Here is a 24,804-nt window from a genome sequence, read left to right on the forward strand (position 1 = left end):
GTATTAATAAGTGCTAAATATAATTTCAGCAGAACGTTATCAACCGAATAAGCTAACTAAACTAACACCCGCTAGGGTGATTTAAAAAAACTAGTTAGCTCATATCTAAGGTTTCTTGAACTTCAAACTTATGGCTTAATCTATTTAATTAAATTCACGCAAAGCCTTTGATTTTTCATTGGGTGTTGCCCCAACATACAAGCGGCAAAACCTTACCGCTTTTGCAAATTGTTGTAGACCAATTTTTGCCAGTACTCGGCGAAGAAAATCACTATCTAATGAAAAGTTAAGGCTGTAGTGTTCAATTGCTTGGTCGATATTTGGGTAGCTTACGCCGTCAAAACAAAACTCTCGGTCTACCTCTTCATTAATGATCTCAACGCCGTTAAGCACTAATGGCCAGCCTCGAAAGTTAACTCGGTCTTTTGCAACTTGGTACATAAACCAAGCGCTTTTTTGAAAGCCGGCAAAACTGCCGCCTTCAAAGCCAGAATTTGCTAATTCTTCTTCTGTCCAATTTAATCCAATGGCTAAGTCTTTGCGGTATTTTTTAATTAAGTAAGTTTTAACACTTTGCTCTACTTGCCAAATTGAACGTACTGTCGCTTTGTTGGCCGCACGAGAGCACTCTAAACAACTGGGTATAGTGAGTACTTCATGCGGACAATCAAATATTAGATGTGCTGAATGTGGAAAAGTAAAAGAGTGTCCTGCTGGCTCTGAACAGAACCAACAGTGATGTCTAAAATTAAAAGGAACATCGATGTAACTTTCATCAAACATAAATAACCTAAATAACCTAAGCGCTTATATTCGAGAAAATCTATTTACGTTTTTTATTAACGGTTTTGCTTGCCGGTTTATTCTTTTTGTTTGCTTTTGCTCTACGCTGTGCTGCAGGTGTTGCATCCGCTTTTTTACGGGCAATTAATTGATTTTTTTCTTGCGTAGCTTTGTAACGACTTTTCTTTAAAGGGGCGTCTTCTTTAGCATCGTAATGCGCTGGCAAAGGTCGACTTAATTCGTAACCTGGCACTACAATTCGCTCAAACTTACGCTCAATTAAGGCTTCAATGTTATCAAGAAACTGCTCATCTTTCGGACTTACTAATGAAATAGCTGTGCCTGTCTTGCCAGCTCGGCCTGTACGGCCAATACGGTGAACGTAATCTTCAGCAAGAAAAGGTAAATGAAAGTTAACCACGTAAGGTAGGTCAGCAATATCGAGTCCACGTGCTGCAACATCAGTTGCCACTAATACACGAACGCTGCCGTCAACAAATTGCTCAAGCGCTTTATTACGTGCGCCTTGTGTTTTATCACCGTGACATAAGGCAGTTTTTATACCGTCGAGTTTTAGCTCTTTTGCTAAAATATTGGCACTTTCTTTAGTGCCAGCAAACACCAGTACTTGTCGCCAGTTATTTACACCAATTAACTCAGACAATAGCTCTGCTTTACGAGTTTCAGACACCCAATAAACAGATTGCTTTACTTTACCTGAAGTAGAGTTTTGACGTGCAACTTCAATAGTTTTAGGTGTTTTAAGCACTTTTTTAGCTAAAGTTTTTACTTTGTTTGAAAAAGTAGCAGAGAACATTAAGGTTTGATGCTTTGCTTTGATCATCGCTGCTATACGCTCAATATCGTTATAAAAGCCCATATCTAACATGCGATCAGCTTCGTCTAGCACTAAAAACTGTACTTGCGATAAATCTAAGTTACGTTGTTCAAGGTGCTCAATTAAGCGACCTGGGGTTGCCACTAAAACATCCACGCCACTCTTTAACATTTTGGTTTGTGGCGGCATATTTACACCACCAAAAATAACACCCGAGCGTAATGGCAAAAATTCACTGTAGGCTTTAACGTTTTTTTCAACTTGTGCTGCTAGCTCACGCGTTGGTGTTAAAATCAGCGCTTTAATAGTAGTTGTGGTGTCAAAACCATCGGCGTTAGGCCTAACTTTATTGGCTAAGCTATCTAAAATAGGCAAAGTAAAAGCCGCTGTTTTACCGGTACCTGTTTGAGCACTTGCTAAAACATCAACACCGGTACGAATAACAGGAATAGCTATTTGTTGAATCGGGGTTAAATTTTTATACCCGCAGGCTTTAACCGCTTTTAGTAAGTTAGCCGATAAACCTATTGAATCCACACTCATTACATCACCATTTCTGTATTATCGTAAACAACGCACTTACCTAAAAGTAGCACGCCAAAATATTAAGGCGCGCATTATAGCAGCTTTGTCAGTAGTTGCTTGTATTAAATATTAGCTGTTTAACGTCTACTTCTTAAGCCAAATGCCTTTGGTTAAATTGAGACGTTGTTCTTCGGCTGCATCTGGCTCGTAAGTTGGCAGCAAGCCTTTATCATGTTGGTTATGATAATCTTTAGTTATTTTAACTACCACTTTTGAAAGCATGAATAAGGCAGTAACGTTAAAAATAGTCATTAAACCCGTTGATAAATCAGCTAAGGCGATAACTTCAGGTAATGTTGCTACAGAGCCAAACACTAACATTAATAAAAAGCCTGTTCGTAAAAACCAGCGCCCTACAAAGTTGTCCATGTTTAAGTATTTTAAATTATTATCAGCATAGGCATAATTTGCCACGATAGAGGTAAAAGCAAATAATAAAATAGCGATAGTAATAAAATCACTGCCCCAAGATCCTACTTGATAAGCAAGCGCTTGTTGAGTTAATTGAATTCCTTGTGCTTCACCACCGGTATCTTTAAAGAGTAAAATCAAAATTGCCGTGCAAGAACAGATCACGATAGTGTCAAAAAACACCGCAAACATTTGAATATAGCCCTGAGAAACAGGATGTGGTGGAAAAGGCTCCGCTGCAGCTGCAGCATTAGGTGCGCTACCCATTCCTGCTTCGTTAGAATATAAGCCGCGCTTAATACCTTGCACAATCGCCGCCCCAACAAGTCCACTCCCTGCTTCTTTTAAACCGAAGGCAGAAGCGAAAATATCACTGATCACCATCGGTACTCTTTCAATATTGATCCAAATTACCGCAAAGCAAACCAGTAAATAAAGTAAGCCCATAAATGGTACGGTTAACTCAGCAAATCGGGCAATATTTTTAAGACCACCGAAAATAATTAAGCCTGCAAGTATTGTAATAATGATACCTGTATACATAGGATCAAAACCGTATGAGCCATTAAAAGCACTGGTGATCGAGTTAGCTTGGACCGCGCTAAAAACAAAGCCATAACCAAAAAACAGACATAACGAAAAGGTTATCGCTAATTTTTTATTTTTTAAACCTTTGCTCATATAATACGCTGGGCCACCGCGGAAGTTGCCCTTGCTGTCACGTTCTTTGTATAGCTGGCCTAAGCTACTTTCTGCAAATGCCGTTGCCATACCTACAAGCGCAATTAACCACATCCAAAATACAGCGCCTGCTCCACCTAATGAAATAGCGACAGCAACCCCCATTAAATTACCAGTGCCTACACGCGCAGCTAAGGAAGTACAAAGCGCTTGAAAAGAAGATATACCTTGGCTAGAGCTTTTACGACTGTTTTTTAACAAGCTGAACATATGAAAAAATCGTCTAATTTGCAGACCTTTCAATCGAAAAGTAAACCAGATACCACAGGCACTAAGGAGATAAATTAAAATACTGCCCCATAAATAACCATTAATAGTTCCTACCCACAATTCAATGATACTGGGTTCAATTACACTGGGTTCTACCACGTTACTCTCCGATGGGTTAACTGCTTATAGTTTTATGCTCAACACCTTAACAAAATTAGCGATGTTATATATAATTTTTTTCAATTGTTCAAAGAAAAATAGCGAACAAAATCAATAACAATTTGTAGCACTTTACGTTATCACTGCCCATTAGCACTATAGCGTTAGGCATAAAAAAGCCGACAATAATTGTCGGCTCTTTAACGTTCACTTTAAAACTGGTCTTGCAGCAGGTGAACCAAACTAAGTTGAAAAACTATAAGGCTTTAAATATTTCTTCAACCGAGTCTTTTGCATCACCAAATAACATTTGTGTATTGTCTTTAAAAAACAATGGGTTTTGTACGCCAGCATAACCTGTGCTCATTGAACGTTTAAATACAATTACGTTTTTAGCCTGCCAAACTTCTAACACGGGCATACCTGCAATAGGGCTTGTTGGGTCTTCAGCTGCGGCTGGGTTTACAGTATCGTTTGCGCCGATAACCAATACAACATCGGTTTCAGGAAAGTCGTCGTTGATTTCTTCCATACCTAAAACTATGTCGTAAGGCACTTTGGCCTCAGCTAGTAACACATTCATATGGCCTGGTAAGCGCCCTGCGACAGGATGAATAGCAAAACGAACTTCAACGCCTTTATCTTTAAGCGCTTGCGTTAATTTATAAACAGGGTATTGCGCTTGTGCTACAGCCATACCGTAGCCTGGCGTAATAATAACCGACTTAGCACCTTTTAGCATATCAGCAACCGCTTCAGCCTTAATTTCAACATGATCGCCGTAATCTGTGTCGGTATCGATAACAACATTAGTGCCAAAACCACCAGCAATTACGCTAATAAAAGAGCGGTTCATCGCTTTACACATAATATAAGAAAGAATGGCACCCGAAGAACCGACCAATGCGCCGGTCACTATCAGTAAATCATTGTTTAGCATAAAACCAGCTGCAGCTGCTGCCCAACCAGAATAAGAGTTAAGCATAGATACAACCACTGGCATATCGGCACCACCAATTGATGCAACTAAGTGCCAACCGAAAGCAAAAGCAATAAGTGCCATAATGTATAAAATACTGTCGCCACCGCCCTGCTTAACAAAGATAACCAGTAAGATAAATGCAATTACACCCGCTGCTAAATTTAACTTGTGACGGTGAGGCAACATTAAGGCCGCTGAGTTAATTACACCACGCAATTTACCAAAGGCAACAATGGAACCTGTAAAAGTTACCGCGCCAATAAATACACCAAGAAAAACTTCAACTAAATGAATATTAACCGCCATAAGCTCGCTTTTAGTGAACAAAGCGCCCATTGAATGATCCATTTCAAAGTAGCTATTAAAGCCTACCAATACAGCAGCCAAACCAACAAAGCTGTGCAATATGGCCACTAGCTCTGGCATTTGGGTCATTTCTACCTGCTTGGCTAGCCTTAAACCAATAACAGCCCCAATAACCATAGAAACTAAAATAATCCAAACGTTGTCTACACGTGGATCAGCAATCGTAGCAATTAGCGCTATTGCCATACCAACAATGCCATACCAATTGCCTGTTTCGGCCGTTTGTTGCTTGCTTAAACCAGCTAAGCTGAAAATAAATAATAACGCGGCAACAATATATGCTGCACTAATAAAACCTTGAGAAAATTCCATTACAGTGTCCCTTATTTTCTAAACATTTTTAACATACGTTTAGTGACAACAAAGCCACCAACAATGTTGATAGTGGCAATAAGTATTGCGACACCAGCAAGCAATTGTATTAACACACTACTATTGCCTACCTGTAAAATTGCGCCAACGATAATAATGCCTGAAATGGCATTAGTTACACTCATTAATGGAGTGTGCAGCGAGTGGCTAACATTCCAAACTACGTTGTAGCCAATAACACAGGCTAAAACAAACACAGTAAAGTGCGAGAGGAAATCAGCTGGAGCAACACTCGCCACCCAACCAAACAGTAAAGCCCCTGCAGCCATCATGCCGTATTTTTTAGCCGGATTCATTGGCTCTTCCGGTTTAACTTCTGCTGTTTTAACCGGTGCTGCTTTCGGTTTAGCGGGTGCTGCACTTACCTGAATTGGTGGTGGTGGGAAAGTAATTTCGTTTTGATTAACTACGGTCATATTGCGAATAACGACATCGTCAAAATCAATATTTATCGTACCGTCTTTTTCTTTGCACAGTAGTTTCGCCAAACTGACTAAGTTATTAGCATAGAGTTGTGATGATTGATTAGGTAATCGAGAGACTAAATCTGTGTAACCTATGATTTTTACGCCATTGGCATTAACGACTTTACCTGCTTCTGTTAATTCACAGTTACCGCCACCTGCAGCCGCTAAATCAACAACAATACTGCCGGTTTTCATCGATTCAACCATGGCCGTTGTTATAAGCTTAGGCGCTGGTTTTCCGGGGATCATCGCGGTGGTTATAATAATATCAACATCTTTAGCTTGCTCAGCAAATAATGCCATTTCTGCATCAATAAAGGCTTTACTCATTTCTTTAGCGTAACCATCACCCGAGCCAGTGTCTTCAGGCTCTTCATAGTCAAGCTCTAAAAACTCAGCGCCCATACTTTCAATTTGTTCTTTTACTTCAGGGCGAGTATCAAACGCGCGAACAATCGCCCCTAAGCTACTTGCCGTGCCAATTGCGGCTAAGCCTGCAACACCAGCACCAATAATCATAACTTTTGCTGGTGGCATTTTACCTGCCGCCGTTATTTGCCCCGTTAAAAAGCGACCAAAATGATGGGTTGCTTCAATAACAGCGCGATAGCCAGCAATGTTAGCCATAGAACTTAAAGCATCCATAGATTGGCTACGGGTCATTCTTGGCACCATTTCCATGGCTAATGAGGTGATGGATTTTTCTTTTAATGCCTGCAAAACATCATCATTTTGAGCTGGAGCAATAAAGCCGATGAGATAAGCACCGTCTTTCATTAGTGCTATTTCTTCAAGTGTTGGAGGGTTAACTTTAAAGATGATATCGGATAGCCAAACATTTTTTTTCGTTGTAACACTTGCTCCTGCATCAATAAACTGTTGATCCGTGAAACTTGCTTTCGTACCACAACCTTTTTGTATTTGTACTTCAAAACCAAGTTTGAGCAGTGAAGTTACCGCTGTTGGCGCACTTGCCACTCGGTTTTCTCCTGACAATGCTTCTTTGGGTATACCAATAATCATAAATCACCTTTATTTCATCTCAACCCTTTACTAAACAGCACACGCGTACACATAATTCTGTTAACTGTAGGTAAGAGTTTGATTCGACTGAACGTTAAAAATTATTATTATTACTAATTAGAATGACTAACTAGATTAATGTTCTACCATTAAATGTATGATTTTCATACATCAAGCTTGGTTATTTTCACTATAAGATAGTTAATATAGTTTTAAGTACTATAGCCCTAAGGTCTAGTTTGCGCTGTGTCGTAAATAGATTAATATGAGCTATAAATTTAATGGAAGGAACATTCGATGATTTATCGTTTAGCTGATTTAACCCCAAAGGTAAATGAAAGTAACTTTATTGCCCCTAATGCCACGCTAATAGCAGACGTTTCACTAGGTAAACAAACTAGCATTTGGTTTAATGTTGTTATTCGTGCCGACGTTGCCAGTATTAATATTGGTGAACAAACGAATATTCAAGACGGTTCAATCTTGCATGTTGATGCACAGTTTCCCATGACTATTGGTAATAAGGTTACTGTGGGTCATAAAGTTATGTTACATGGTTGTACGATAGGAGATAACACTTTAATTGGTATGAATGCGGTAGTGCTAAATGGTGCTAACATTGGCAAAAATTGTTTAATTGGTGCCAACAGTTTAGTCACTGAAAATATGCAAGTACCTGACGGACACTTAGTGATGGGTTCGCCAGCTAAAATTATTAAACCGCTTGATGAGTCAACCCGAGCAATGTTTACCAAGTCGGCTATGCATTATGTTGAAAATGGCCAACGCTATTTGCAAGAGTTAGTGCAAGTAGATTAAATCTGTGCGCTTTAACTGAATTCATTTAATCATAAATGAATTCAGTTAATGTTAGTTAGAGTTGATGGTTTAAATCCTATGAATAAAAATACATATAACTGACAGTAATGCTTTTTATACTTTTTACGCTTATTTAATTTATCTTTCAGCTCTCTTTGCAGTTCTCTTTTAAAATCCTAATTTAATAGCTCTGTTTGAATATTTTTCTTAAATAGCCGGTCTAGTTAGCTATAAGGTTATTTTTGAGGTTAATATGTGCAGTTCTCCCAAGCCAAGAATGAAAGCAAAAGGTAAAAGCAATTCCAGTGCCAGTATATTATCAAGTATGTCTGCTGAATCTAGGCAACGCTTTACAGAGCGAGCCAATGTTGCTCAAGAGCGCAGAGATCATATTAAAAAAGCAGAAAAAGTTAAACGTACTTTGCATCAAAGCCATATTAGAAGCCAAGGTACACCTGTAAAAATTGAAGCAACAAAGCACTTAAGTTATTGGTGGCTATTAATTAATTTAAAAGATCTATTAAATACCAATTGATATAAACAATCGATCATTCTAAAGCGGTTTAAATATCCAGTATCTACGTTGCTTTCAATCCTAATAGCCTGCTATTGCTCGACAATATGCTCCTGCATTGCTCTAATGACTTACATCCATGTAAGAATCAATCAAGCGCCTTGCTACTGAAAATTTATCCTCGTTTAAAATTGATCGATTCATTAAGTCAATTGGTATTATTTATTATTTTTGGCAATCGAGTGCTAGTGAATAAGCGAAAATAAAAGCTTTCGGTTAATATTTTAATCTACTATCTGAACGGTAATAGGCTAGAATAGTGTGTTAATTGAGCTATTTCTGCCATCTAACAGTTCGACAAAGTCATTAAATGGCATAGGTTTGCTAAAGTAAAAACCTTGATAGTTATAACAGCCTAGTGACTTTAAACAGGCTAACTCTTCTAGCGTTTCTACACCTTCGGCAAGCACTTTCATGTTTAACGTTTTTGCTAAACCTATGATCATACTTGCAATTGCTGCGCTATCTTTGCTTTTGTCGATATTAGTGACAAACGATCTATCTATTTTTAATACACTTGCAGGAATACGTTGTAGGTAGGTTAATGACGAATAGCCTGTGCCAAAGTCGTCGATTGCACAATCAATATTAAATGATTTAAAGTTAAGCAGTAATTCAATCGAGTGTTCAATATTTTCAACCAATAAACTTTCGGTTAATTCTAAAACTAAATGACTTGGGGAAATGTTATTTTCTTCAATTGTATTGAGTACTATGTTTTCAAAGTCATGCTGAATTAGCTGTTTAGCACTAACATTTATAGCGATATTTTTAAAATGTGTTGGTAGGCCAATTTGCTCTAATGCATAAATATCTCGGCATGCTTGCTCTAGCACCCACTCGCCAATAAATAAAATTAAATCGCTTTCTTCTGCAATAGGGATATAAACACTGGGCGATTCCATTCCATTTACGGGATGTAACCAACGTAACAAAGCTTCAGCTCCGACAATGTCACCATTATGATTATATTGTGCTTGATAATATAATTTAAAATCATTGTTAATTAAGGCATGCTTTATTTCTTCAACATAAGCTATACGCTTATTAATTTTATCCGACATATTTTCATGATATTTTAATCCAAGTAATGTTTTCGCGTTTTTAGCTTCATACATTGCTATATCAGCATACTTAATCGTATCGTTTACGTTTATGCTTTGTTCTGGATATATTGCATAGCCTATGCTGCAATTTAATTTATAAGACGCACTATTTACTTCAAATGGACGCGACAATAGTCGATTAATTTGTGTAATGCTCTGTTCAATAATGACTTGGTAATTTAGCGGAAGTTTTTTCAACAACAAAATAAACTCATCACCACCAAAACGAGCGACTACTTGGTTGTCGTCACTCAACGTGAGTAACCTGGTCGATAATGACATTAATATTTGATCGCCAACCGCATGCCCCATAGCATCATTTATTGGTTTGAAGCGGTTCAAATCAATAAAGATAACGCAACCAAAATGGTTATTTCTAATCGAGTCATCAATGTCTTCAGCTAAAAGCACATTTAAATGCTGTCGATTATAAAGTTTAGTTAACTCATCGTGTTGAGCCTGAAAAATAATTTTTTCTTCAGCAATTCGGCGTGACTCAACTTCTTGTACTAAAGAATCGTGCACAATAGAGGTGTAATAACTAATGGAGAGCTTTTGTAAAATAGGTGTGAGGGCTCTTTGTACCGACTCTTCAAGTAAATAATTGGTTTCAAATACCAATAGACCATGTTGTGGAATAATAAAACCGAATAGATATTTGTTTTCATCAGATTGAAATGAATGGTTTTTCTGCACTGTATCTAAGGTTTTAACAAATTGAATTAACATTTCATCGTCAGACCAATGCAGCCCTGATTTCATTTTGGGCATACTGAGTAAATGTTGGTAATTGGCGCTTTGCTGTGTTGCAAGCTTTATAGGTAAACCATTACTGTCGCAATAGGTATATATATGTGCACTTGTAAGGTTTAATCGATTAAAACACACCTTTAAAAATACCTTCAACATATCTTTAAGGTCTAATTTATTACCAATGGCCATGGCAAGTTCATGTTGTACCGATATAATAAAAAGTGCGTTGTTCATTGCCTTCCTTGACTTGTTAAATTACCACGATCCTATTACGGTTGATTTATTCAGTAACCTGATAGCTCCGCTCTCACTATTCACAATTTCACCAAAAGAAAGTACGCCAAATAATGTTTGTTCTTTGCAATGCTTGGCAATTAAGTTCAGTTCTTTGCTAAAGTTATCTTCTAGATATAAAACTCTACTAATACAGTCAAATACCATGGTAGCAGAAAAATCATTATCATCAATTTTCTTTGTGGCCAATATCGCTGCTTGCTCTGCAGAACAGAGTAATGAGTCTACACTGCCTTGCAGTAAATAAACCATGGAGTTAACCGGTATATTTCCGACACACTGTATGTTGCCTTGGTTTATTAAAATGGGATCACGGACAACAAGTTTACTGTTAATTCGCTCGATACCTAATGGAAAGTTTTTAGCGATTTCAAAGAAGTTACCTTCATTAAACCGGTATTCACTGCTACTTTCTATTAATGCTTTGTAGAGGTTTGATGCCGGTTGGTAATCTAAACTTATGATATTTTGCTGTTCAGCTTCAGAAACAAGAATTGGTCCCTGTAATATTTGCCAACCGTGTGTTGCCGAAGAGGTTATTTTCTTTTGTAAGTTAACTAATTGAATTGCATCAAACACTAGTCCTTGATTAGTAAAAATACAGGGTTTTTGTTTAAACTCTAAGTTACCTGCCCCTCCACCTATAATACCCACTTGATAATCTAAACATTCAAAAAGGTAAGCAATAAAATCTTCAACATTGCTAACAAGAGAATCGTAAAACATTAGAAAACTGCAATTATTTGTGATTGGGCTGTGTACAAGTAAAGCTTGATCGATAACTTGTTCTAATTGTTCATCTGTTACTAAGGTAGATAACTGCGTGATCAAATTAATTTCAACACTTTGCTCAAAGCCGATAATAATACAGCCTTGTTCCATGAGTTGATTTTTAAATATTAATTTAGGGTAAATGCCACCAAAAATAGGTACGGTAGCACACATTATGAGTGGATTTACTTGCTGAGCGGTAAAATTATTATCATTACAGACAAGAATTAACAAACTTTTTGCAGCACTTGCATATGCCAATTTCAAACCTTTTTCTAGGTCGTCAATTGAACTACTGTCGCATTGCCATGTAAATGAAATACTGCTCATAGTACTACTACATTGATTAGCATATAGATAAAAGCTAGCAAGTTTATAGTAATAAAACCAGAGCTGTTTGAATAAAGCTCTCAATGAGATAAAACAAAGCGGATGCTAGACAGTAAAATCTGCCATATTTAGGCACTGAAAATTGCGTTATTAAGACTTACTTTCTAGGAAATTACGAAAGGATGAAATTCGATGTGTACGGTTTGGTGGGCTGCATCACATTTAGCTTATCATCGTTACTGATGACTAAAAATAACGCAGAACAATGCCCTAATAGTACTGCGTTTTATTTTTCTAACTTAATCAATATCGTTCAGCGGCCAAAGTACGATATAGTCTTCAAAATCGTCTAGTTCAACATCGTTATCTTTAATAATTTTTCCACGCACTGACATGCCTGCTTGATGCATAGCTGATTTTTTACCATTGTGCAGTAATGGGTGCCAAGACGGCATGCCTCTACCTTCTTTTAAACGACGGTAAGTGCAACTGGGTGGCATAAAAAACACATCATCTAAATTCTCTTGGGTTAACTGCACGCAGTCTGGTACGAGCACAGTACGCTGCTCGTATTTAGAACACTGGCAGGTTTTATCATTAAGCAGATGACAGGCAATATTCGAGTAACTCATTTGCTCACCTTCAGCAATATGTGTGGTCGGCATTAACTCAGTTTCGTCAGTCGTGCTGTCGTCATCAATAAATTTATTCAGACAGCATTTAGCACAACCATCACACAACGACTCCCACTCTGTGCGAGTCATTTCATTAAGTGACTTAGTTTCCCAAAAACGCTCTACATTTACTTTTTTGGGTTTTGCGCTAGTGCGACTATTTTTTTTACTCATAAGGCTTCTTTTCGCAACTTAATGCGCTTTATTATCTAAGGCTATTTATTGTAATGCTGGATATTTAATGTGATCAGATAAATGGCCAACTGAACTGACAAAATAATAAGATAAATTCCATTGCATTAAACTTTTATAATTATCGTAGGCTAAGTAGGCACGGCCTTTTTTGCCATCGGGAAATACTAATGCAGCTTTAATATCAACGTTAGGAAGATTGCTGCCATCGGTGCGCCTTACACCTAAAGCTTGCCATTGCGCTAACGTTTTTTCAGTTTTGGCCCAAGCTTTTAACCAGTTTTTACGACCACCGGTATTGTTTGGAATAGCTAATGAGGTATCAAAGTCGCTGGGAAGTGTTACTTGTCGACCCCAAGTTATTTCATCGCTCCAGCCTTCTTTTTTCAGGTAGTTTGCCATAGAGGCAAAAACGTCAGCTTGGTTAGTCCAAATATCTTTTTTACCGTCGCCATCGCCATCAACAGCATAAGCCACAAATGAAGTCGGCATAAATTGATTTTGTCCCATAGCGCCAGCCCAAGAGCCTTTCATCTTATCTATACTTATATGGCCTGCTTTTAATATATTTAACGCAGCCCAAAGTTCCTTTTTAAAGAATGCTTCACGGCGTCCTTCATAAGCCATTGTTGATAACGCAGAGACAACATTATAGTTACCCATAATTTTGCCAAAATTAGTTTCAAGCCCCCAAAGCGCAACGATAAAGCGTGGTTGTACACCATATTCTTCTGCGACTTTATTCAGCAGAGCTTCATGCTCTTTATATTTCGCACGAGCACGTTTTATTTTCCAATCAGGTAAACGTTTTGGTAAATAGGTATCGAGTGTTTCAACGGTTTCAGGTTGGTTACGATCAGCCTTGACTGCACGTTGATGAAAAACCACATTCGCGAATGAGGTGTCAATTAGCGCTTGTTCAAAACCTTTAGCAAGCGCTTCTTGTTTTATCTTAACAATATATTGCTCAAAGCTAGGCTTAGCATCTGCAGTTGTTTTCGTATCGTTTGCTATCGTAGGTTGTGACAATAATCCAAGCGATAAGGTGAGTGCCATTAACTTAATCGATTTGATATAACCCATTATAACGTTTCTCCTGAATCTGCCTTACCAGCAGCACTGTTCATACTTGCTTTATGCGCTTTTAACATATCTTCTTCTTTTGGCGTTAACTGTAAGTAATAACCTTGCTCTGACAAGCTAGCTTTTACTTTTTCAAGATCAGCAAAGCCCAATTTAACTTTTGATGAGAGATTAAGTACAGTAACCATGATGGGTGTACCGAACATTTTCATTAACGCTTCAGGTACATCAGAAAAGTCATCTCTGTTATTAACATAAAGATAAGTTTGAACTTTTTTAGAACTTTTATAAACACTACACAGCATAATGCAGACCTATGAATAAATGAGTTTATCGAATATGGATGATTTGATTGTTAACATACCAGTAAATTAAATGCTTTATGCAAAGTCATTTTTAACAAATGCCAACAATTTATCACCGAATAATTGTTGGCGCCAACCGCGCATAATATCAACCAGTTGCGGCTGATTTTCAGCACCGTTTATTTTGAAGTGCCAAGACAGAAATTGATTTATTTGCTTTTTAGAGGCAAAATTTTCTGGTTGTAAATTAGTTTTCTCACTGTACTGAATAAGAATATTTTTCACTTTTTTGAAGTTTTGTTTGTAACCTGGGTATTCGTCAAGGCGAATAATAGGCTCAGGCAATAGAGGATTTTTTGCTTCAGCCGAACGTTTTAGTACGGTAAGCATAACATTACCTTTATGGCGAATATCAAGCAGTTCAACACCTTCAATGCTATTCATTGCACCGACACTGGTTGGGTTTACTTGAGCGAGCGCGAAAAGGGTATGATCTTTGGCAATAAAGCCAATAGGTCTATCTTTTAATTTCGCTTGTTGGAAACGCCAAATGGTTAACTGTTGCAGTCGATAAAGTTGTACTGGATTTAAACGCCAAGCCATTTTTAGATTCAGGTATAACTGACTTTCGTCAATAGCAGCGAACTTGCGCTCAACCATAATATCACTTTCTTCTTGTGCTGCGGCTAGCCAACCAGCCTTTTCAATGTCAGCAAACAATAACGGCAGAATATTAAACAAATGTTCAACATCAGCGGCAGCATAATCTAATTGCTTTTGAGTTAACGGTCTTTTCATCCAGTCGGTTCGCGACTCAGACTTATCTAACTCAATATTGGTGTAATGCGCAATCATGGCGGCATAGCCCATGGAAATGCCGTGCCCTAAAAACCCCATGATAATTTGGCTATCAATAAGGTTCACTGGACGACAATTGCCCGCCGTAAGAAAAACTTCTAAATCTTCAGAGCATGCATGTAACACTTTCTGAATTTTTGGGTTTTCTAATAATTGCCAAAATGGGCTTAAGTTTGCTACGGCAACCGGATCAATTAACGCTAAGGTTTTTCCGTCGTTTATCTGTATAAGACCTAACTTAGGGTAAAGTGTTCGCGTTCGAACAAATTCAGTATCGATAGCAAGAATACTTGCTTGGGCGTAGCGTTGACAAACTAGTTCTAATTGCTCGGGATCTTCGATATAAATTTTTTCAAGAGTTGCTTGCACGTAATGTCCTATATAAAACAAATAACTAATTTAATAGCGTTAACTAACCTAACTATTGCGACTAAAGGTAGTAAAGTAATATCTAGCTTGAAGCCGTTATAAATTCAAACTTAGGCATAACCCTATATTATTTTTTAACCAATACCAAAATGTAATTTAATGCTTAATACAAATAAAAATGACAAGTTCGTTAAAAATAGGAACTTGTCATTACTTGTATGTAAATATTAATGGTTTATGGGCGTCTACGTCTGGTTGCTTGTTGGCTGCGATGTTGATGCTTTTTCACTGACCGACGAATTCTGCGACTTTTCGCGTTATCCATCGCTTTCTCGTCAACTTTAACCTTACTTTGTGTTTCTGGCGCTAAATCAACAAGCTTTCGATAATAGTTTACATCTTGTAAGTTTAATTCCGTCCAACCACCTAGCGGCAACTGGCGTTTCATTTCCATATCGCCGTAGCGTACACGAATTAAGCGACTTACCTGTACATCTTGGCTTTCCCACAGACGACGAACTTCGCGGTTACGTCCTTCAGACAGCACCACATGGAACCAATGGTTACGGCCTTCACCACCTTTGTAAGTGATTTTTTGAAACTTTGCTGGCCCATCTTCAAGCTTTACGCCATGACGCAATGTTTGCAACATAGCTTCATTAACTTCACCGAATATGCGCACGGCATACTCACGCTCAACTTGTTTAGAAGGGTGCATTAAACGATTAGCCAGTTCACCATCGGTAGTAAAAAGTAACATACCAGAGGTGTTAATATCTAAGCGCCCTACAGCAACCCATCGACTACCTTCTAACTTAGGTAAACGATCAAAAACAGTTGGTCGGCCTTCAGGATCTTTACGTGTACACATTTCGCCTTCTGGCTTGTTGTACATCAAAACACGACATAAGTCGTCGGTTAAAGGCTTTAGCTTAATTTGGTGGCCATCAACACGAATAAGTTCGTTGCCTTCGACACGGTCGCCTAAATAAGCAGTTTTACCTTCAACGCTAACACGCCCTGCACTAATATAAGTTTCCATTTCTCGGCGTGAACCGGCACCCGCTCGTGCTAATACTTTTTGTAATTTTTCAGACATTGGTCTTAACTCTCTTACGTCAGTAACTTCACAGTGAATCCTAACTCATACCAAGTTGATAATTTGGCTTCACTTTTACGTCTCTGTCTCTTTAAGTTTAGGGTAAAATACCCTGTAGTTTTTTAGTTTAGCGTGTTTTTGCAAAAACAATTAACCGCTAAAATCTTCCATCGGCATTAATGCCGGCAGTTGGTCGAGTGATGTTAGCGAAAAGTAGTCAAGAAACTCTTGCGTACTCGCATATAATACCGGTCGACCGGGCACTTCCTTTTGACCGACTGTTTTTATCCAATTTCTGTCGCTTAGCGTTTTGATAATATTACTGCTAACCGCAACCCCACGTATATCTTCAATTTCACCACGGGTTATCGGTTGCTTGTATGCTATTAGCGCAAGCGTTTCTAAAATGGCACGAGAATATTTTGGTGCCTTTTCTTTGTATAAATGGGCTAAATCTTCACTCAGCTCGGCAGGTGTTTGAAAACGATAGCCAGAAGCGACTTTATTGAGTTCAACACCACGACCTTTATAGTCAGCCTGAATGGCGATAATGATATCACGAATACGCAGATTACTGACACGATATTCAATTAAAAAATCACGTTTAAGTAATTGTACCGATAACGGCTTCTCTGCAATAAATAATGCCGCTTCTACTAAACGTTTTAGTTTGGCGTCATCAATATCTTTGTGGCGTATTTTATCGGGATTCATTGTTACTGTTTTAACCTTTTTACATGTAGTAATTTTTTATATTTTTTAACTTTTATAAACGTAAACTTGTTTAAGCTTTTTTAAACCTGTTTAGGCAGACAAACCCGTATTTCGCCATAAACTTTTGTTTGCACACATTCAATTAATGACTCTTTAATAAGCTCTAATATAGCTAAAAATGTTACAACAACGCCTGACTTACCTTCTTTTATAGTAAATAAGTCACTGAAATCACAATAAGGTTGCTTTTTATCGGCATTTTTTAATTTTGCTAATATATGCGCCATTCTTTCTCTGGTTGATAACGACTCTTTTTGAATATGATGATGCTCATACGCTTTAGTACGTTTTATTATGCCATGCAGTGCGCTAACAAGCTCAGCTAGATCTACCTGGCTATTGAGAATTTTAGGGACAAAGTTTTCGGCTAGCTCAACTTTTGCAATAAAATTATCGCGGTCTAATCGAGGTAATTCGTCAATGTTCTCAGCGGCTTTTTTAATCACTTCATATTCTTGCAGCTTTCTGACTAATTCCGCTCTCGGGTCGCCTTCGTCTTCTTCTACGGCTTGTTTAGGTAATAACAGGCGCGATTTAATTTCCGCTAAAATTGATGCCATCACTAAATATTCAGCCGCTAACTCTAATTTAATATCTTTCATTAAATCAACATAAGCCATGTATTGCGTGGTAATAGGCGAAATAGGTAGGTCTAAAATATCAAATTTTTGTTTGCGAATTAAATACAATAAAAGATCGAGGGGCCCTTCGAACATTTCCAGAATAACTTCTAGTGCGTCAGGCGGAATAAATAAATCTTGTGGCTTTTCCACAATAGCTTCGCCGTGCAGTAAAGCAAAGGGTAATACTTGTTGAAGCATTACCCCTGAGTCAGCGCTATTCTCTGCTAGCGTAATTTTAGATGAACTAGCCCTATTTTCAGACATGGGCTTTCGTCAATATTTGCATACTTTGTTTCATAAATTATAGATAAGCTATTGTAACTATTTAGTCATTCGCCAAACACAAAGGATTATTGAAAAGGTGTTGGATCACCCTCGCCTACGCGTATAATTTCTACATCATCATTTGAAAAATCTATAACCGTGGTTGGGCGCTCGCCTAAATGTCCACCATTTATGATCAAATCAACCTGATGTTCTAAAATATCGCGAATATGCTCTGGGTCAAACTCTGCAGTTTCTGCCCCAGGCATAATTAACGTTGTCGACATAATGGGCTCACCAAGCTCCGCTAATAAAGCTTGAGCAATATTGTTATCAGGGACACGAATACCGATAGTTTTACGCTTTGGATTTAATAAGCGTTTTGGTACTTCTTTAGAGCCTTTGAAAATAAAGGTGTAAGGCCCGGGCGTGTTGTTTTTTAATAAACGAAAAGCACTATTATCGACGCGCGTATATTCAGACAGCTCAGACAAGTCGCTGCACATTAGCGTAAAGTTATGCTCTTTTGTAATATCTCGAATATTACAAATACGTTCCAAGGCTTTTTTGTCACCAATGTGGCAACCTAACGCATAGCCAGAGTCGGTTGGGTAAACAATAACACCACCTTGACTAATAATAGCAGCCGCTTGTTTCATTAAGCGACCTTGCGGATTATCTGGGTGAACATAAAAAAACTGGCTCATAAAAAACTCCAAGTGAATGTCAAGTTTGTCATCTTAATGTAATTATTCAATAAGACACTTTTGGCAGCAAAAATAAAACCGAAGGCTTAACGAATACCGTTAGCTTGCCAAAGTTGCCAAATAGGGTTGGCTTGCTCAGGCATAACTAAGTTCCTGCCTAGATCACTCCAACGGCTTGGCTGATGAAAGTCAGATCCCATTGAGGCATATAAATCGTATTCTGAACAATAGTTTAGCATGATTTTACGTTGTTCGTTGTTCATCTGCGGTAAAACAACTTCTAAACCGTCGCCTTGCGCGTCTTTAAAATCAACAATCAAGCGTCTTAACCATTTTGCCGTTAAGTCGTAACGAATAGGGTGTGCCATAACGGCGACGCCGCCGGCAGCATGTATTGTTGTTACCGCTTCTTCAATGCTACACCAATTAGGGTTTACATAAGCACGTTTACCTTTACCGATATATTTATCGAAGGCTGACTGCATTTTACTAACAACACCACGTTGTAACAGTACTCTGGCAAAATGAGCACGAGTAATAGAACCCTCGCCTGCCATTGCTTTAGCATCGCTGTAAACATCGTTAAAACCGCATTTTTCGAGTTTGTCACCCATGCTAGTTGCGCGATCTTCGCGGCGTTGTTGTTGTGCCGATATTAAACTTTGTAATTGCGCATGCTCGGGATCAATATTTAAGCCGACAATATGAATTTCAAAGCCTTGCCATTGGGTTGATATTTCAATGCCATTAATCAAGGTTAATGGAATGTTTTGATCTAAAATAGTTTGTTTAGCAATATCAAGACCTTTAACACTGTCGTGATCGGTAATAGCTAAAACGTCAATTTGGAAGTTAACCGCCCGTTCTATCAGCTCTTTAGGCGTTAATGCACCGTCCGAGCAATTGGTGTGGCTGTGCAGATCAACCCGTAAGTTTGAAAAATCTTTATCAATAGTAAAATCAGTGGTTGACATCATTACGTGAATCGGTTCTTCTATAGGGACTTAAAACTGCCTGACACAAATGCAAGTCGCTATTTAGGCAAGTGAATAAAACAATTTTACTGAGATAAAACAGATAATGATACAAGTAAAACAAACTATTTCTATGATTTGGTGGTGGCATAACTCTACATAAGTGGGTTGTGTTGTTTACTTGTATGTAAAAACGTCGAAAACCCGCACAATATTGCGGGTTTTTTGGTTTTAAAATTTTGAATAATCGAACAAGAGAATAAATATGTTACGCATTAAAGTTAAACGTTGGTTCTTATGGTGGCTTTTGCCTATTTACGCTGGATGACCGTTTTTAAATAGAATTTATGTAGGAATACCCATGAGCAATACTCAAGAAAATAGCACTAAAAATAACAACGAAAAAAAGCAACCAGACGCTGCACTAAACACTCAAGAAATAGGCGCAGTAGTTACTATAACTGATACTTTACGTTATCAAAGTGATCCGCTTGCTGTTTTTCATTCCCTCTGCGCAGATAAAGAAAACACCCTGTTACTAGAATCAGCAGAAGTCGACAAAAAGCACCAACTTAAAAGTTTACTGCTTAGCGATACCGCCGTTAAAATTGTCTGTTATGGTAATACCGTAAAATTTAGCGCTTTAACTAAAAATGGTGAAAATGCACTTGCCTTTGCTAAACAAGCGTTAGCTGCACATGCTGAAATAACTGATGACGTAACTAGCCCTAATAAAGCGTTTACTGCGACATTTTCAGACATTGTTGAACAATTAGATGAGCGCTCTAGATTACTTGCTATTAATCCTTTTCAAAGTTTACGTTTATTTAGCCAATTAACTAACACAAGCCAACATCCGTTTGCGGTATTTTTAGGTGGTGCTTTTGCGTTCGATATGATGTCGATGAGTGAAACATTACCCGACGTTGCTGATGGTGAGAATACTTGCCCTGACTTTGTTTACTATCTCGCTGAAACCTTGATTATTATTGACCATGAACAACAATCTAGTGAAGTAATAACCAACCAATTTACTGGCCCAGGTTATGCTGAAGCTAAAACAGCCGCACTGGCAAACATTAACGCCATTAAAAGCCGTTTAAGCGCCGATATAACCGCTTCATTCGAACCGAAAAAAGCAAGCTCAGATACTAAGACACCTTCAGAAGAAAAGACTCTATCGACTTTAACTTGTGATATTAGCGATGAAGCATTTTGTCAGATAGTTAATGATTTAAAAGAAAACATATTGGCCGGAGATATTTTTCAAGTAGTACCCTCTCGTACTTTTAGCTTAGCGTGTTCAAATAACCTTAACGCTTATAAAGCTTTAAAGCAGAGCAATCCAAGCCCTTATATGTTTTATCTGCAAGACAGTGATTTTTGCATTTTCGGTGCTTCTCCAGAGTCGGCACTAAAATATCAGCAAAGTAATCGACAAGTCGAAATTTACCCCATTGCAGGAACACGGCCTCGTGGTTTTAACGCTGATGGTACCTTATCGCCTGATTTAGATAGCCGGATAGAATTAGATTTACGCTTAGACAAAAAAGAATTGGCCGAACATATTATGTTGGTTGATTTAGCGCGTAATGACATCGCACGAGTTAGCCAACCGGGTACTCGCCATGTGGCTGACTTATTAAAAGTTGACCGATATTCTCATGTTATGCACTTGGTTTCTCGGGTATGCGGCACGTTAGAGCTAGAGTTAGATGCCCTGCACGCTTATCAAGCCTGTATGAATATGGGCACGTTATCAGGCGCACCAAAAGTAAAAGCAACCACACTTATTCGCCAAGTTGAAGGGAAACGTCGTGGCAGTTATGGCGGCGCAGTGGGTTATTTAACCGGCAATGGCGATATGGATACCTGTATTGTTATCCGCTCTGCCTTCGTACAAAACAACCGAGCACAAATTCAAGCAGGTGCAGGGGTGGTATTTGACTCTGATCCGCAATCTGAAGCCAACGAAACTCGACAAAAAGCCCAAGCCGTGATCAACGCCATTAAAGAAGCTGAAGGTAAAGTACTGGTGATTGCTCATCAGGAAAGTCAAGATATTAACCCGAGTAGCGAATTAGAAAAGGAGACGAAATAATGACATCAGCTAATGCTTTATCTAAAGACTTATCTCAACAAGCACAAAACGCATTACCCGAAATAGTTATGCTAGATAATCTTGACTCGTTTACCTACAATTTAGTTGATGAATTTCGTTGTTTAGGCTACCAACTAACCATTTACCGTAATACGCTCAGTGCTGAGTTTGTTTATAATAAACTTCGAGAAAAACAGCAGAATAACATGGCAGGCGTTATTTTAGTGCTTTCTCCTGGACCAGGCGACCCAACGCATGCAGGGTGTTTAATGCCATTAATTACCTTGTGCGCAGGACAATTTCCTATTTTAGGCATTTGTTTGGGTCACCAAGCATTAATTCAACATTATGGTGGTGTAATTGCTCGCGCGCCTGAAGTTGTGCATGGAAAGTCATCGAATATTACCCATAACGAGCAAGGTGCTTTCACTCATATTGCGAGTCCGTTGCCTGTTGCTCGATATCATTCACTTGTTGCTAGCTCAATGCCACAAGCATTAACTATGACCGCTTATGTAAACTTAAACACTGATAGCGAAGAAATAACCTTGCCTATGGCCATTGAGCACAGTAGCGATGCTGCTATTGGGTTTCAGTTTCACCCTGAATCGATATTAACCACATACGGCACCAATTTATTAGCGCAAAGCCTTAAACATTTATCCGCTTTAGCTAGTCAGACTATTTATAAAGATCAAGGGCATGCTCATGAACAGCACTGAAATTAATAGCAACAGTTCAGCACAACACCAGCCAGTGAAAAATGATGACATTACTCACAGCGCACTAAATACTCTAGTGGATGGACACTCATTAACTCAACAACAAAGCCATGATGTTTTTGAACAAGTGATCAACGGCTTTGTTGCGCCAGAGCGCTTAGCAGCAATCCTTACCGCCTTAAAAATTAAAGGTGAAACGCCAGCTGAAATAGCCGGTGCCGCCATTGCTATTCGCGCCAATGCTAAAGCATTTCCAGAGCAAACATTTACTGTCGCTGATTGTGTAGGTACCGGTGGTGACGGCGCAAATACCATTAATATTTCGACTACCGCGGCTATTTTAGCGGCAGCATGTGGTTTAAAAATGGCAAAGCATGGTAATAGAAGTGTTTCTAGTATGTCAGGCTCTGCCGATTTACTTGAAGCGCTAGGGGTAAATTTAACTATGTCGCCCGAAGTAGCCAGTGAATGTTTAGCAAAAGCTAACATTTGCTTCTTATACGCTCCGGCCTACCATACTGGCTTTAAACATGCTGCGCCGGTTCGAAAAGCCATGGCCATTAGAACTTTATTCAATATTTTAGGACCATTAGTTAACCCAGCAAAACCCGACATTATGTTGTTAGGTGTTTATATACCAGAATTAATTACCCCAATCGCGCAAGCCTTAATGCTAACCGGCGTCAAACAAGCTTGGGTAGTACATGGTAGTGGTTTAGATGAAATCGCCTTACACGGTAAAACACTAGTGACTGAAATCGATAATGGCGAATTAATTAAGAAAGAAGTAACGCCAGCCGACTTTGGTATAGACAGTTATACCTTAGAAGATATCAAAGGTGGAACGCCTGAAGAAAATGCCGAATTTATTAAAGCTATTTTAGCAGGTAAGGGCCAAGCGGCTCACAATAGCGCGGTTATTATTAACTGTGCAGCGCTGTTATATCTTCATCGCGAACAATTAAATGGCAAAGCCGATACCTTATTGTTAGCGGCTCAACATGCTAAATCGGTTCTTGCTTCAGGCGTGGCAAGCAAAACCTTAGCAGATTTAGTACAAGTTTCACATTCGGGAGTATCAGTATAATGGCCAACATTCTTGAGCAAATCGTTGCCAATCGACGTATTGAGATAGAACAATTAAAACTAGCATTACCGTTAGCAAGCTTTATTGATGACTTAACACCATCAAAAAAAGACATGTATCAAGCGCTAACACGTACCGCTGAAAAGCCTTACGCTGGTTTTATTTTAGAATGTAAAAAAGCATCACCATCAAAAGGTTTGATCAGAGCTGACTTTAATGTTGCAGAGATAGCCGGTATTTATGATAACTACGCGGCGGCAATATCGGTACTGACTGAACATAAGTATTTTCAAGGCGATTTTAATTACCTTAAAACGGTGAGTGATTCTGTAAAATGTCCGGTATTAAATAAAGATTTCTTTTTTGATACCTACCAAGTTTATTTGGCCAGACATTATGGTGCTGACGCCATATTACTTATGCTGAGCGTACTCAACGATAATGAATATAACGAATTAGCGGCGGTTGCTAACTCTTTAAATTTAGCGATTTTAACTGAAATTTCTAATGAAGAAGAACGCGACCGTGCAATCAGCTTAAATGCCAAGCTTATTGGTATTAATAATCGTAATTTACGTGATCTTTCAACCGATATTTCACGTACCTTTGATTTAGCACCGACACTACCTGATGACCGAATCGTTATTTCTGAATCAGGCATTTATAATAACGCACAGGTTAGAGAGCTAGCCCCTGCTGTAGACGGATTTTTAGTCGGTAGCTCAGTCATGGCAGAGCCAGATATCGACTTAGCGTGTCGACAATTAATATTCGGTCACAATAAAGTGTGTGGTTTAACAAAGCCTGAACATGCTGAATTTGCCATTAAAGCAGGTGCCGAGTTTGGCGGACTTATTTTTGCTGAAAAATCACCACGCTGTGCTAACAAAACCCAGGCAAAATCTATTGTCAGTGAAAACCCAAGTTTAAAATATGTTGGCGTTTTTGTTAATCATTCACAAGACACTGTGCTTGAAATAGCACATGACTTACAACTATCGGCAGTACAATTACACGGTCAAGAAAACCAAGCGTACATTAATAGTTTAAGAGAAAAACTGTCACAGGATTGTCAAATATTTAAAGCACTACCTGTTGAAGACAAAGTGTTAGCTTTACCTAATAATGTCGACCATATCGTACTAGATGGTAAAAATGCAGGCAGTGGCCAAGCTTTTAGTTGGCAAGCGTTAGCTGAAAGTGAGCAAGACTTATCTCGTTGCTTTTTAGCTGGTGGTTTGCAATTAGACAATATAAACCAAGCTTGCGGGCAAATGAACAACCATGAATTATTTGGCTTAGATATCAACTCTGGCGTTGAATCTAGCCCAGGCATTAAATGTCGCGAAAAACTCAATGCAGTTTTCGCCCAAATACGGAATTATTAA

22 protein-coding genes are annotated in these 24,804 nt (G+C 38.5%); 6 read left to right on the plus strand and 16 right to left on the minus strand.

The window, feature by feature from the left end; all coding sequences use genetic code 11:
- Positions 1 to 144: 144 nt before the first annotated feature.
- The 5 genes from AC27H3_RS15830 to AC27H3_RS15850 all read right to left on the minus strand — a co-directional run bounded on the left by AC27H3_RS15830 (position 145) and on the right by AC27H3_RS15850 (position 6,937).
- The gene (locus AC27H3_RS15830) at positions 145 to 783 is read right to left on the minus strand and encodes a hypothetical protein (protein WP_487107690.1); all 639 of its coding nucleotides are present in this window, start codon (positions 781 to 783) and stop codon (positions 145 to 147) included.
- Between the two features lie 40 nt (positions 784 to 823).
- Positions 824 to 2,164: a DEAD/DEAH box helicase gene (locus tag AC27H3_RS15835; protein WP_487107692.1), complete on the minus strand. Its 1,341-nt coding sequence runs from the start codon at positions 2,162 to 2,164 to the stop codon at positions 824 to 826.
- A 126-nt stretch (positions 2,165 to 2,290) separates the two neighbouring features.
- Entirely contained in the window at positions 2,291 to 3,697 is a 1,407-nt protein-coding gene (locus AC27H3_RS15840) for an alanine/glycine:cation symporter family protein (protein ID WP_487107734.1), read from the minus strand.
- Positions 3,698 to 3,983: 286 nt separating this feature from the next.
- The gene (pntB, locus tag AC27H3_RS15845) at positions 3,984 to 5,387 is read right to left on the minus strand and encodes a Re/Si-specific NAD(P)(+) transhydrogenase subunit beta (protein WP_487107694.1); all 1,404 of its coding nucleotides are present in this window, start codon (positions 5,385 to 5,387) and stop codon (positions 3,984 to 3,986) included.
- Positions 5,388 to 5,398: 11 nt separating this feature from the next.
- Positions 5,399 to 6,937: a Re/Si-specific NAD(P)(+) transhydrogenase subunit alpha gene (locus tag AC27H3_RS15850; RefSeq protein ID WP_487107696.1), complete on the minus strand. Its 1,539-nt coding sequence runs from the start codon at positions 6,935 to 6,937 to the stop codon at positions 5,399 to 5,401.
- Between the two features lie 297 nt (positions 6,938 to 7,234).
- Between AC27H3_RS15850 and AC27H3_RS15855 the strand changes: the two genes are divergently transcribed.
- Positions 7,235 to 7,756: a gamma carbonic anhydrase family protein gene (locus AC27H3_RS15855; protein WP_085305208.1), complete on the plus strand. Its 522-nt coding sequence runs from the start codon at positions 7,235 to 7,237 to the stop codon at positions 7,754 to 7,756.
- A gap of 253 nt (positions 7,757 to 8,009) precedes the next feature.
- The gene (locus tag AC27H3_RS15860; protein ID WP_487107697.1) at positions 8,010 to 8,291 is read left to right on the plus strand and encodes a hypothetical protein; all 282 of its coding nucleotides are present in this window, start codon (positions 8,010 to 8,012) and stop codon (positions 8,289 to 8,291) included.
- Between the two features lie 290 nt (positions 8,292 to 8,581).
- Here the strand turns inward: AC27H3_RS15860 and AC27H3_RS15865 are convergent, their stop codons facing one another.
- From AC27H3_RS15865 to rnm, 11 genes are all read right to left on the minus strand, one after another.
- Positions 8,582 to 10,423, minus strand: a complete 1,842-nt coding sequence (locus AC27H3_RS15865) for a putative bifunctional diguanylate cyclase/phosphodiesterase (protein ID WP_487107699.1) — start codon at positions 10,421 to 10,423, stop codon at positions 8,582 to 8,584.
- 21 nt (positions 10,424 to 10,444) lie between these two features.
- Entirely contained in the window at positions 10,445 to 11,584 is a 1,140-nt protein-coding gene (locus tag AC27H3_RS15870; RefSeq protein WP_487107700.1) for an FIST signal transduction protein, read from the minus strand.
- Between the two features lie 299 nt (positions 11,585 to 11,883).
- Positions 11,884 to 12,432, minus strand: coding sequence for a YcgN family cysteine cluster protein (locus AC27H3_RS15875; RefSeq protein ID WP_487107702.1), 549 nt, complete (start codon positions 12,430 to 12,432; stop codon positions 11,884 to 11,886).
- 45 nt (positions 12,433 to 12,477) lie between these two features.
- Positions 12,478 to 13,533 (minus strand): lytic murein transglycosylase, encoded by a 1,056-nt coding sequence (locus AC27H3_RS15880; RefSeq protein WP_487107704.1) that lies wholly within the window; start codon positions 13,531 to 13,533, stop codon positions 12,478 to 12,480.
- Positions 13,533 to 13,838 (minus strand): YcgL domain-containing protein, encoded by a 306-nt coding sequence (locus tag AC27H3_RS15885; RefSeq protein WP_487107706.1) that lies wholly within the window; start codon positions 13,836 to 13,838, stop codon positions 13,533 to 13,535. The genes AC27H3_RS15880 and AC27H3_RS15885 overlap by 1 nt, the downstream gene beginning before the upstream one ends.
- A 75-nt stretch (positions 13,839 to 13,913) precedes the next feature.
- Entirely contained in the window at positions 13,914 to 15,065 is a 1,152-nt protein-coding gene (gene rnd / locus AC27H3_RS15890; RefSeq protein WP_487107708.1) for a ribonuclease D, read from the minus strand.
- A gap of 235 nt (positions 15,066 to 15,300) precedes the next feature.
- A complete protein-coding gene (rluB, locus tag AC27H3_RS15895; protein ID WP_101685965.1) occupies positions 15,301 to 16,164 on the minus strand; it encodes a 23S rRNA pseudouridine(2605) synthase RluB in 864 nt (287 codons plus the stop codon).
- A gap of 150 nt (positions 16,165 to 16,314) precedes the next feature.
- Positions 16,315 to 16,878 (minus strand): SMC-Scp complex subunit ScpB, encoded by a 564-nt coding sequence (gene scpB / locus AC27H3_RS15900; protein ID WP_487107710.1) that lies wholly within the window; start codon positions 16,876 to 16,878, stop codon positions 16,315 to 16,317.
- Positions 16,879 to 16,958: 80 nt separating this feature from the next.
- Positions 16,959 to 17,759 carry a segregation and condensation protein A gene (locus AC27H3_RS15905; protein WP_487107736.1) on the minus strand — a complete coding sequence of 267 codons (801 nt, stop codon included), beginning with the start codon at positions 17,757 to 17,759 and terminating at the stop codon, positions 16,959 to 16,961.
- A 152-nt stretch (positions 17,760 to 17,911) separates the two neighbouring features.
- Positions 17,912 to 18,532 (minus strand): L-threonylcarbamoyladenylate synthase, encoded by a 621-nt coding sequence (locus tag AC27H3_RS15910; RefSeq protein ID WP_085305187.1) that lies wholly within the window; start codon positions 18,530 to 18,532, stop codon positions 17,912 to 17,914.
- An 86-nt stretch (positions 18,533 to 18,618) separates the two neighbouring features.
- Positions 18,619 to 19,509: an RNase RNM gene (gene rnm / locus AC27H3_RS15915; protein WP_487107712.1), complete on the minus strand. Its 891-nt coding sequence runs from the start codon at positions 19,507 to 19,509 to the stop codon at positions 18,619 to 18,621.
- Positions 19,510 to 19,867: 358 nt separating this feature from the next.
- On the opposite strand from rnm, the gene AC27H3_RS15920 reads away from it, so the two are divergent.
- Genes AC27H3_RS15920 through trpCF form a run of 4 tightly spaced genes read left to right on the plus strand, consistent with a single transcriptional unit; the run spans position 19,868 to position 24,804 of the window.
- Positions 19,868 to 21,607: an anthranilate synthase component 1 gene (locus tag AC27H3_RS15920; protein ID WP_487107714.1), complete on the plus strand. Its 1,740-nt coding sequence runs from the start codon at positions 19,868 to 19,870 to the stop codon at positions 21,605 to 21,607.
- A complete protein-coding gene (locus AC27H3_RS15925; protein ID WP_487107716.1) occupies positions 21,607 to 22,329 on the plus strand; it encodes an aminodeoxychorismate/anthranilate synthase component II in 723 nt (240 codons plus the stop codon). The genes AC27H3_RS15920 and AC27H3_RS15925 overlap by 1 nt, the downstream gene beginning before the upstream one ends.
- The gene (gene trpD / locus AC27H3_RS15930) at positions 22,316 to 23,416 is read left to right on the plus strand and encodes an anthranilate phosphoribosyltransferase (RefSeq protein WP_487107717.1); all 1,101 of its coding nucleotides are present in this window, start codon (positions 22,316 to 22,318) and stop codon (positions 23,414 to 23,416) included. The genes AC27H3_RS15925 and trpD overlap by 14 nt, the downstream gene beginning before the upstream one ends.
- Positions 23,416 to 24,804, plus strand: a complete 1,389-nt coding sequence (gene trpCF, locus AC27H3_RS15935) for a bifunctional indole-3-glycerol-phosphate synthase TrpC/phosphoribosylanthranilate isomerase TrpF (RefSeq protein WP_487107718.1) — start codon at positions 23,416 to 23,418, stop codon at positions 24,802 to 24,804. The genes trpD and trpCF overlap by 1 nt, the downstream gene beginning before the upstream one ends.

The organism is Colwellia sp. NW0002-52-1 (assembly GCF_057550865.1).

Bases quoted from the DNA above. Each gene is read 5' to 3' on its own strand.
- AC27H3_RS15850 (WP_487107696.1), bottom strand. From the start codon at position 6,937: ATGATTATTGGTATACCCAAAGAAGCATTGTCAGGAGAAAACCGAGTG.
- AC27H3_RS15860 (WP_487107697.1), top strand. From the start codon at position 8,010: ATGTGCAGTTCTCCCAAGCCAAGAATGAAAGCAAAAGGTAAAAGCAAT.
- AC27H3_RS15865 (WP_487107699.1), bottom strand. From the start codon at position 10,423: ATGAACAACGCACTTTTTATTATATCGGTACAACATGAACTTGCCATG.
- AC27H3_RS15855 (WP_085305208.1), top strand. From the start codon at position 7,235: ATGATTTATCGTTTAGCTGATTTAACCCCAAAGGTAAATGAAAGTAAC.
- AC27H3_RS15830 (WP_487107690.1), bottom strand. From the start codon at position 783: ATGTTTGATGAAAGTTACATCGATGTTCCTTTTAATTTTAGACATCAC.
- AC27H3_RS15870 (WP_487107700.1), bottom strand. From the start codon at position 11,584: ATGAGCAGTATTTCATTTACATGGCAATGCGACAGTAGTTCAATTGAC.
- rluB (WP_101685965.1), bottom strand. From the start codon at position 16,164: ATGTCTGAAAAATTACAAAAAGTATTAGCACGAGCGGGTGCCGGTTCA.
- AC27H3_RS15835 (WP_487107692.1), bottom strand. From the start codon at position 2,164: ATGAGTGTGGATTCAATAGGTTTATCGGCTAACTTACTAAAAGCGGTT.
- rnm (WP_487107712.1), bottom strand. From the start codon at position 19,509: ATGATGTCAACCACTGATTTTACTATTGATAAAGATTTTTCAAACTTA.
- trpD (WP_487107717.1), top strand. From the start codon at position 22,316: ATGAACAGCACTGAAATTAATAGCAACAGTTCAGCACAACACCAGCCA.
- AC27H3_RS15880 (WP_487107704.1), bottom strand. From the start codon at position 13,533: ATGGGTTATATCAAATCGATTAAGTTAATGGCACTCACCTTATCGCTT.
- AC27H3_RS15875 (WP_487107702.1), bottom strand. From the start codon at position 12,432: ATGAGTAAAAAAAATAGTCGCACTAGCGCAAAACCCAAAAAAGTAAAT.
- scpB (WP_487107710.1), bottom strand. From the start codon at position 16,878: ATGAATCCCGATAAAATACGCCACAAAGATATTGATGACGCCAAACTA.
- AC27H3_RS15905 (WP_487107736.1), bottom strand. From the start codon at position 17,759: ATGCTTCAACAAGTATTACCCTTTGCTTTACTGCACGGCGAAGCTATT.
- AC27H3_RS15920 (WP_487107714.1), top strand. From the start codon at position 19,868: ATGAGCAATACTCAAGAAAATAGCACTAAAAATAACAACGAAAAAAAG.
- AC27H3_RS15925 (WP_487107716.1), top strand. From the start codon at position 21,607: ATGACATCAGCTAATGCTTTATCTAAAGACTTATCTCAACAAGCACAA.
- trpCF (WP_487107718.1), top strand. From the start codon at position 23,416: ATGGCCAACATTCTTGAGCAAATCGTTGCCAATCGACGTATTGAGATA.
- AC27H3_RS15910 (WP_085305187.1), bottom strand. From the start codon at position 18,532: ATGAGCCAGTTTTTTTATGTTCACCCAGATAATCCGCAAGGTCGCTTA.
- pntB (WP_487107694.1), bottom strand. From the start codon at position 5,387: ATGGAATTTTCTCAAGGTTTTATTAGTGCAGCATATATTGTTGCCGCG.
- AC27H3_RS15885 (WP_487107706.1), bottom strand. From the start codon at position 13,838: ATGCTGTGTAGTGTTTATAAAAGTTCTAAAAAAGTTCAAACTTATCTT.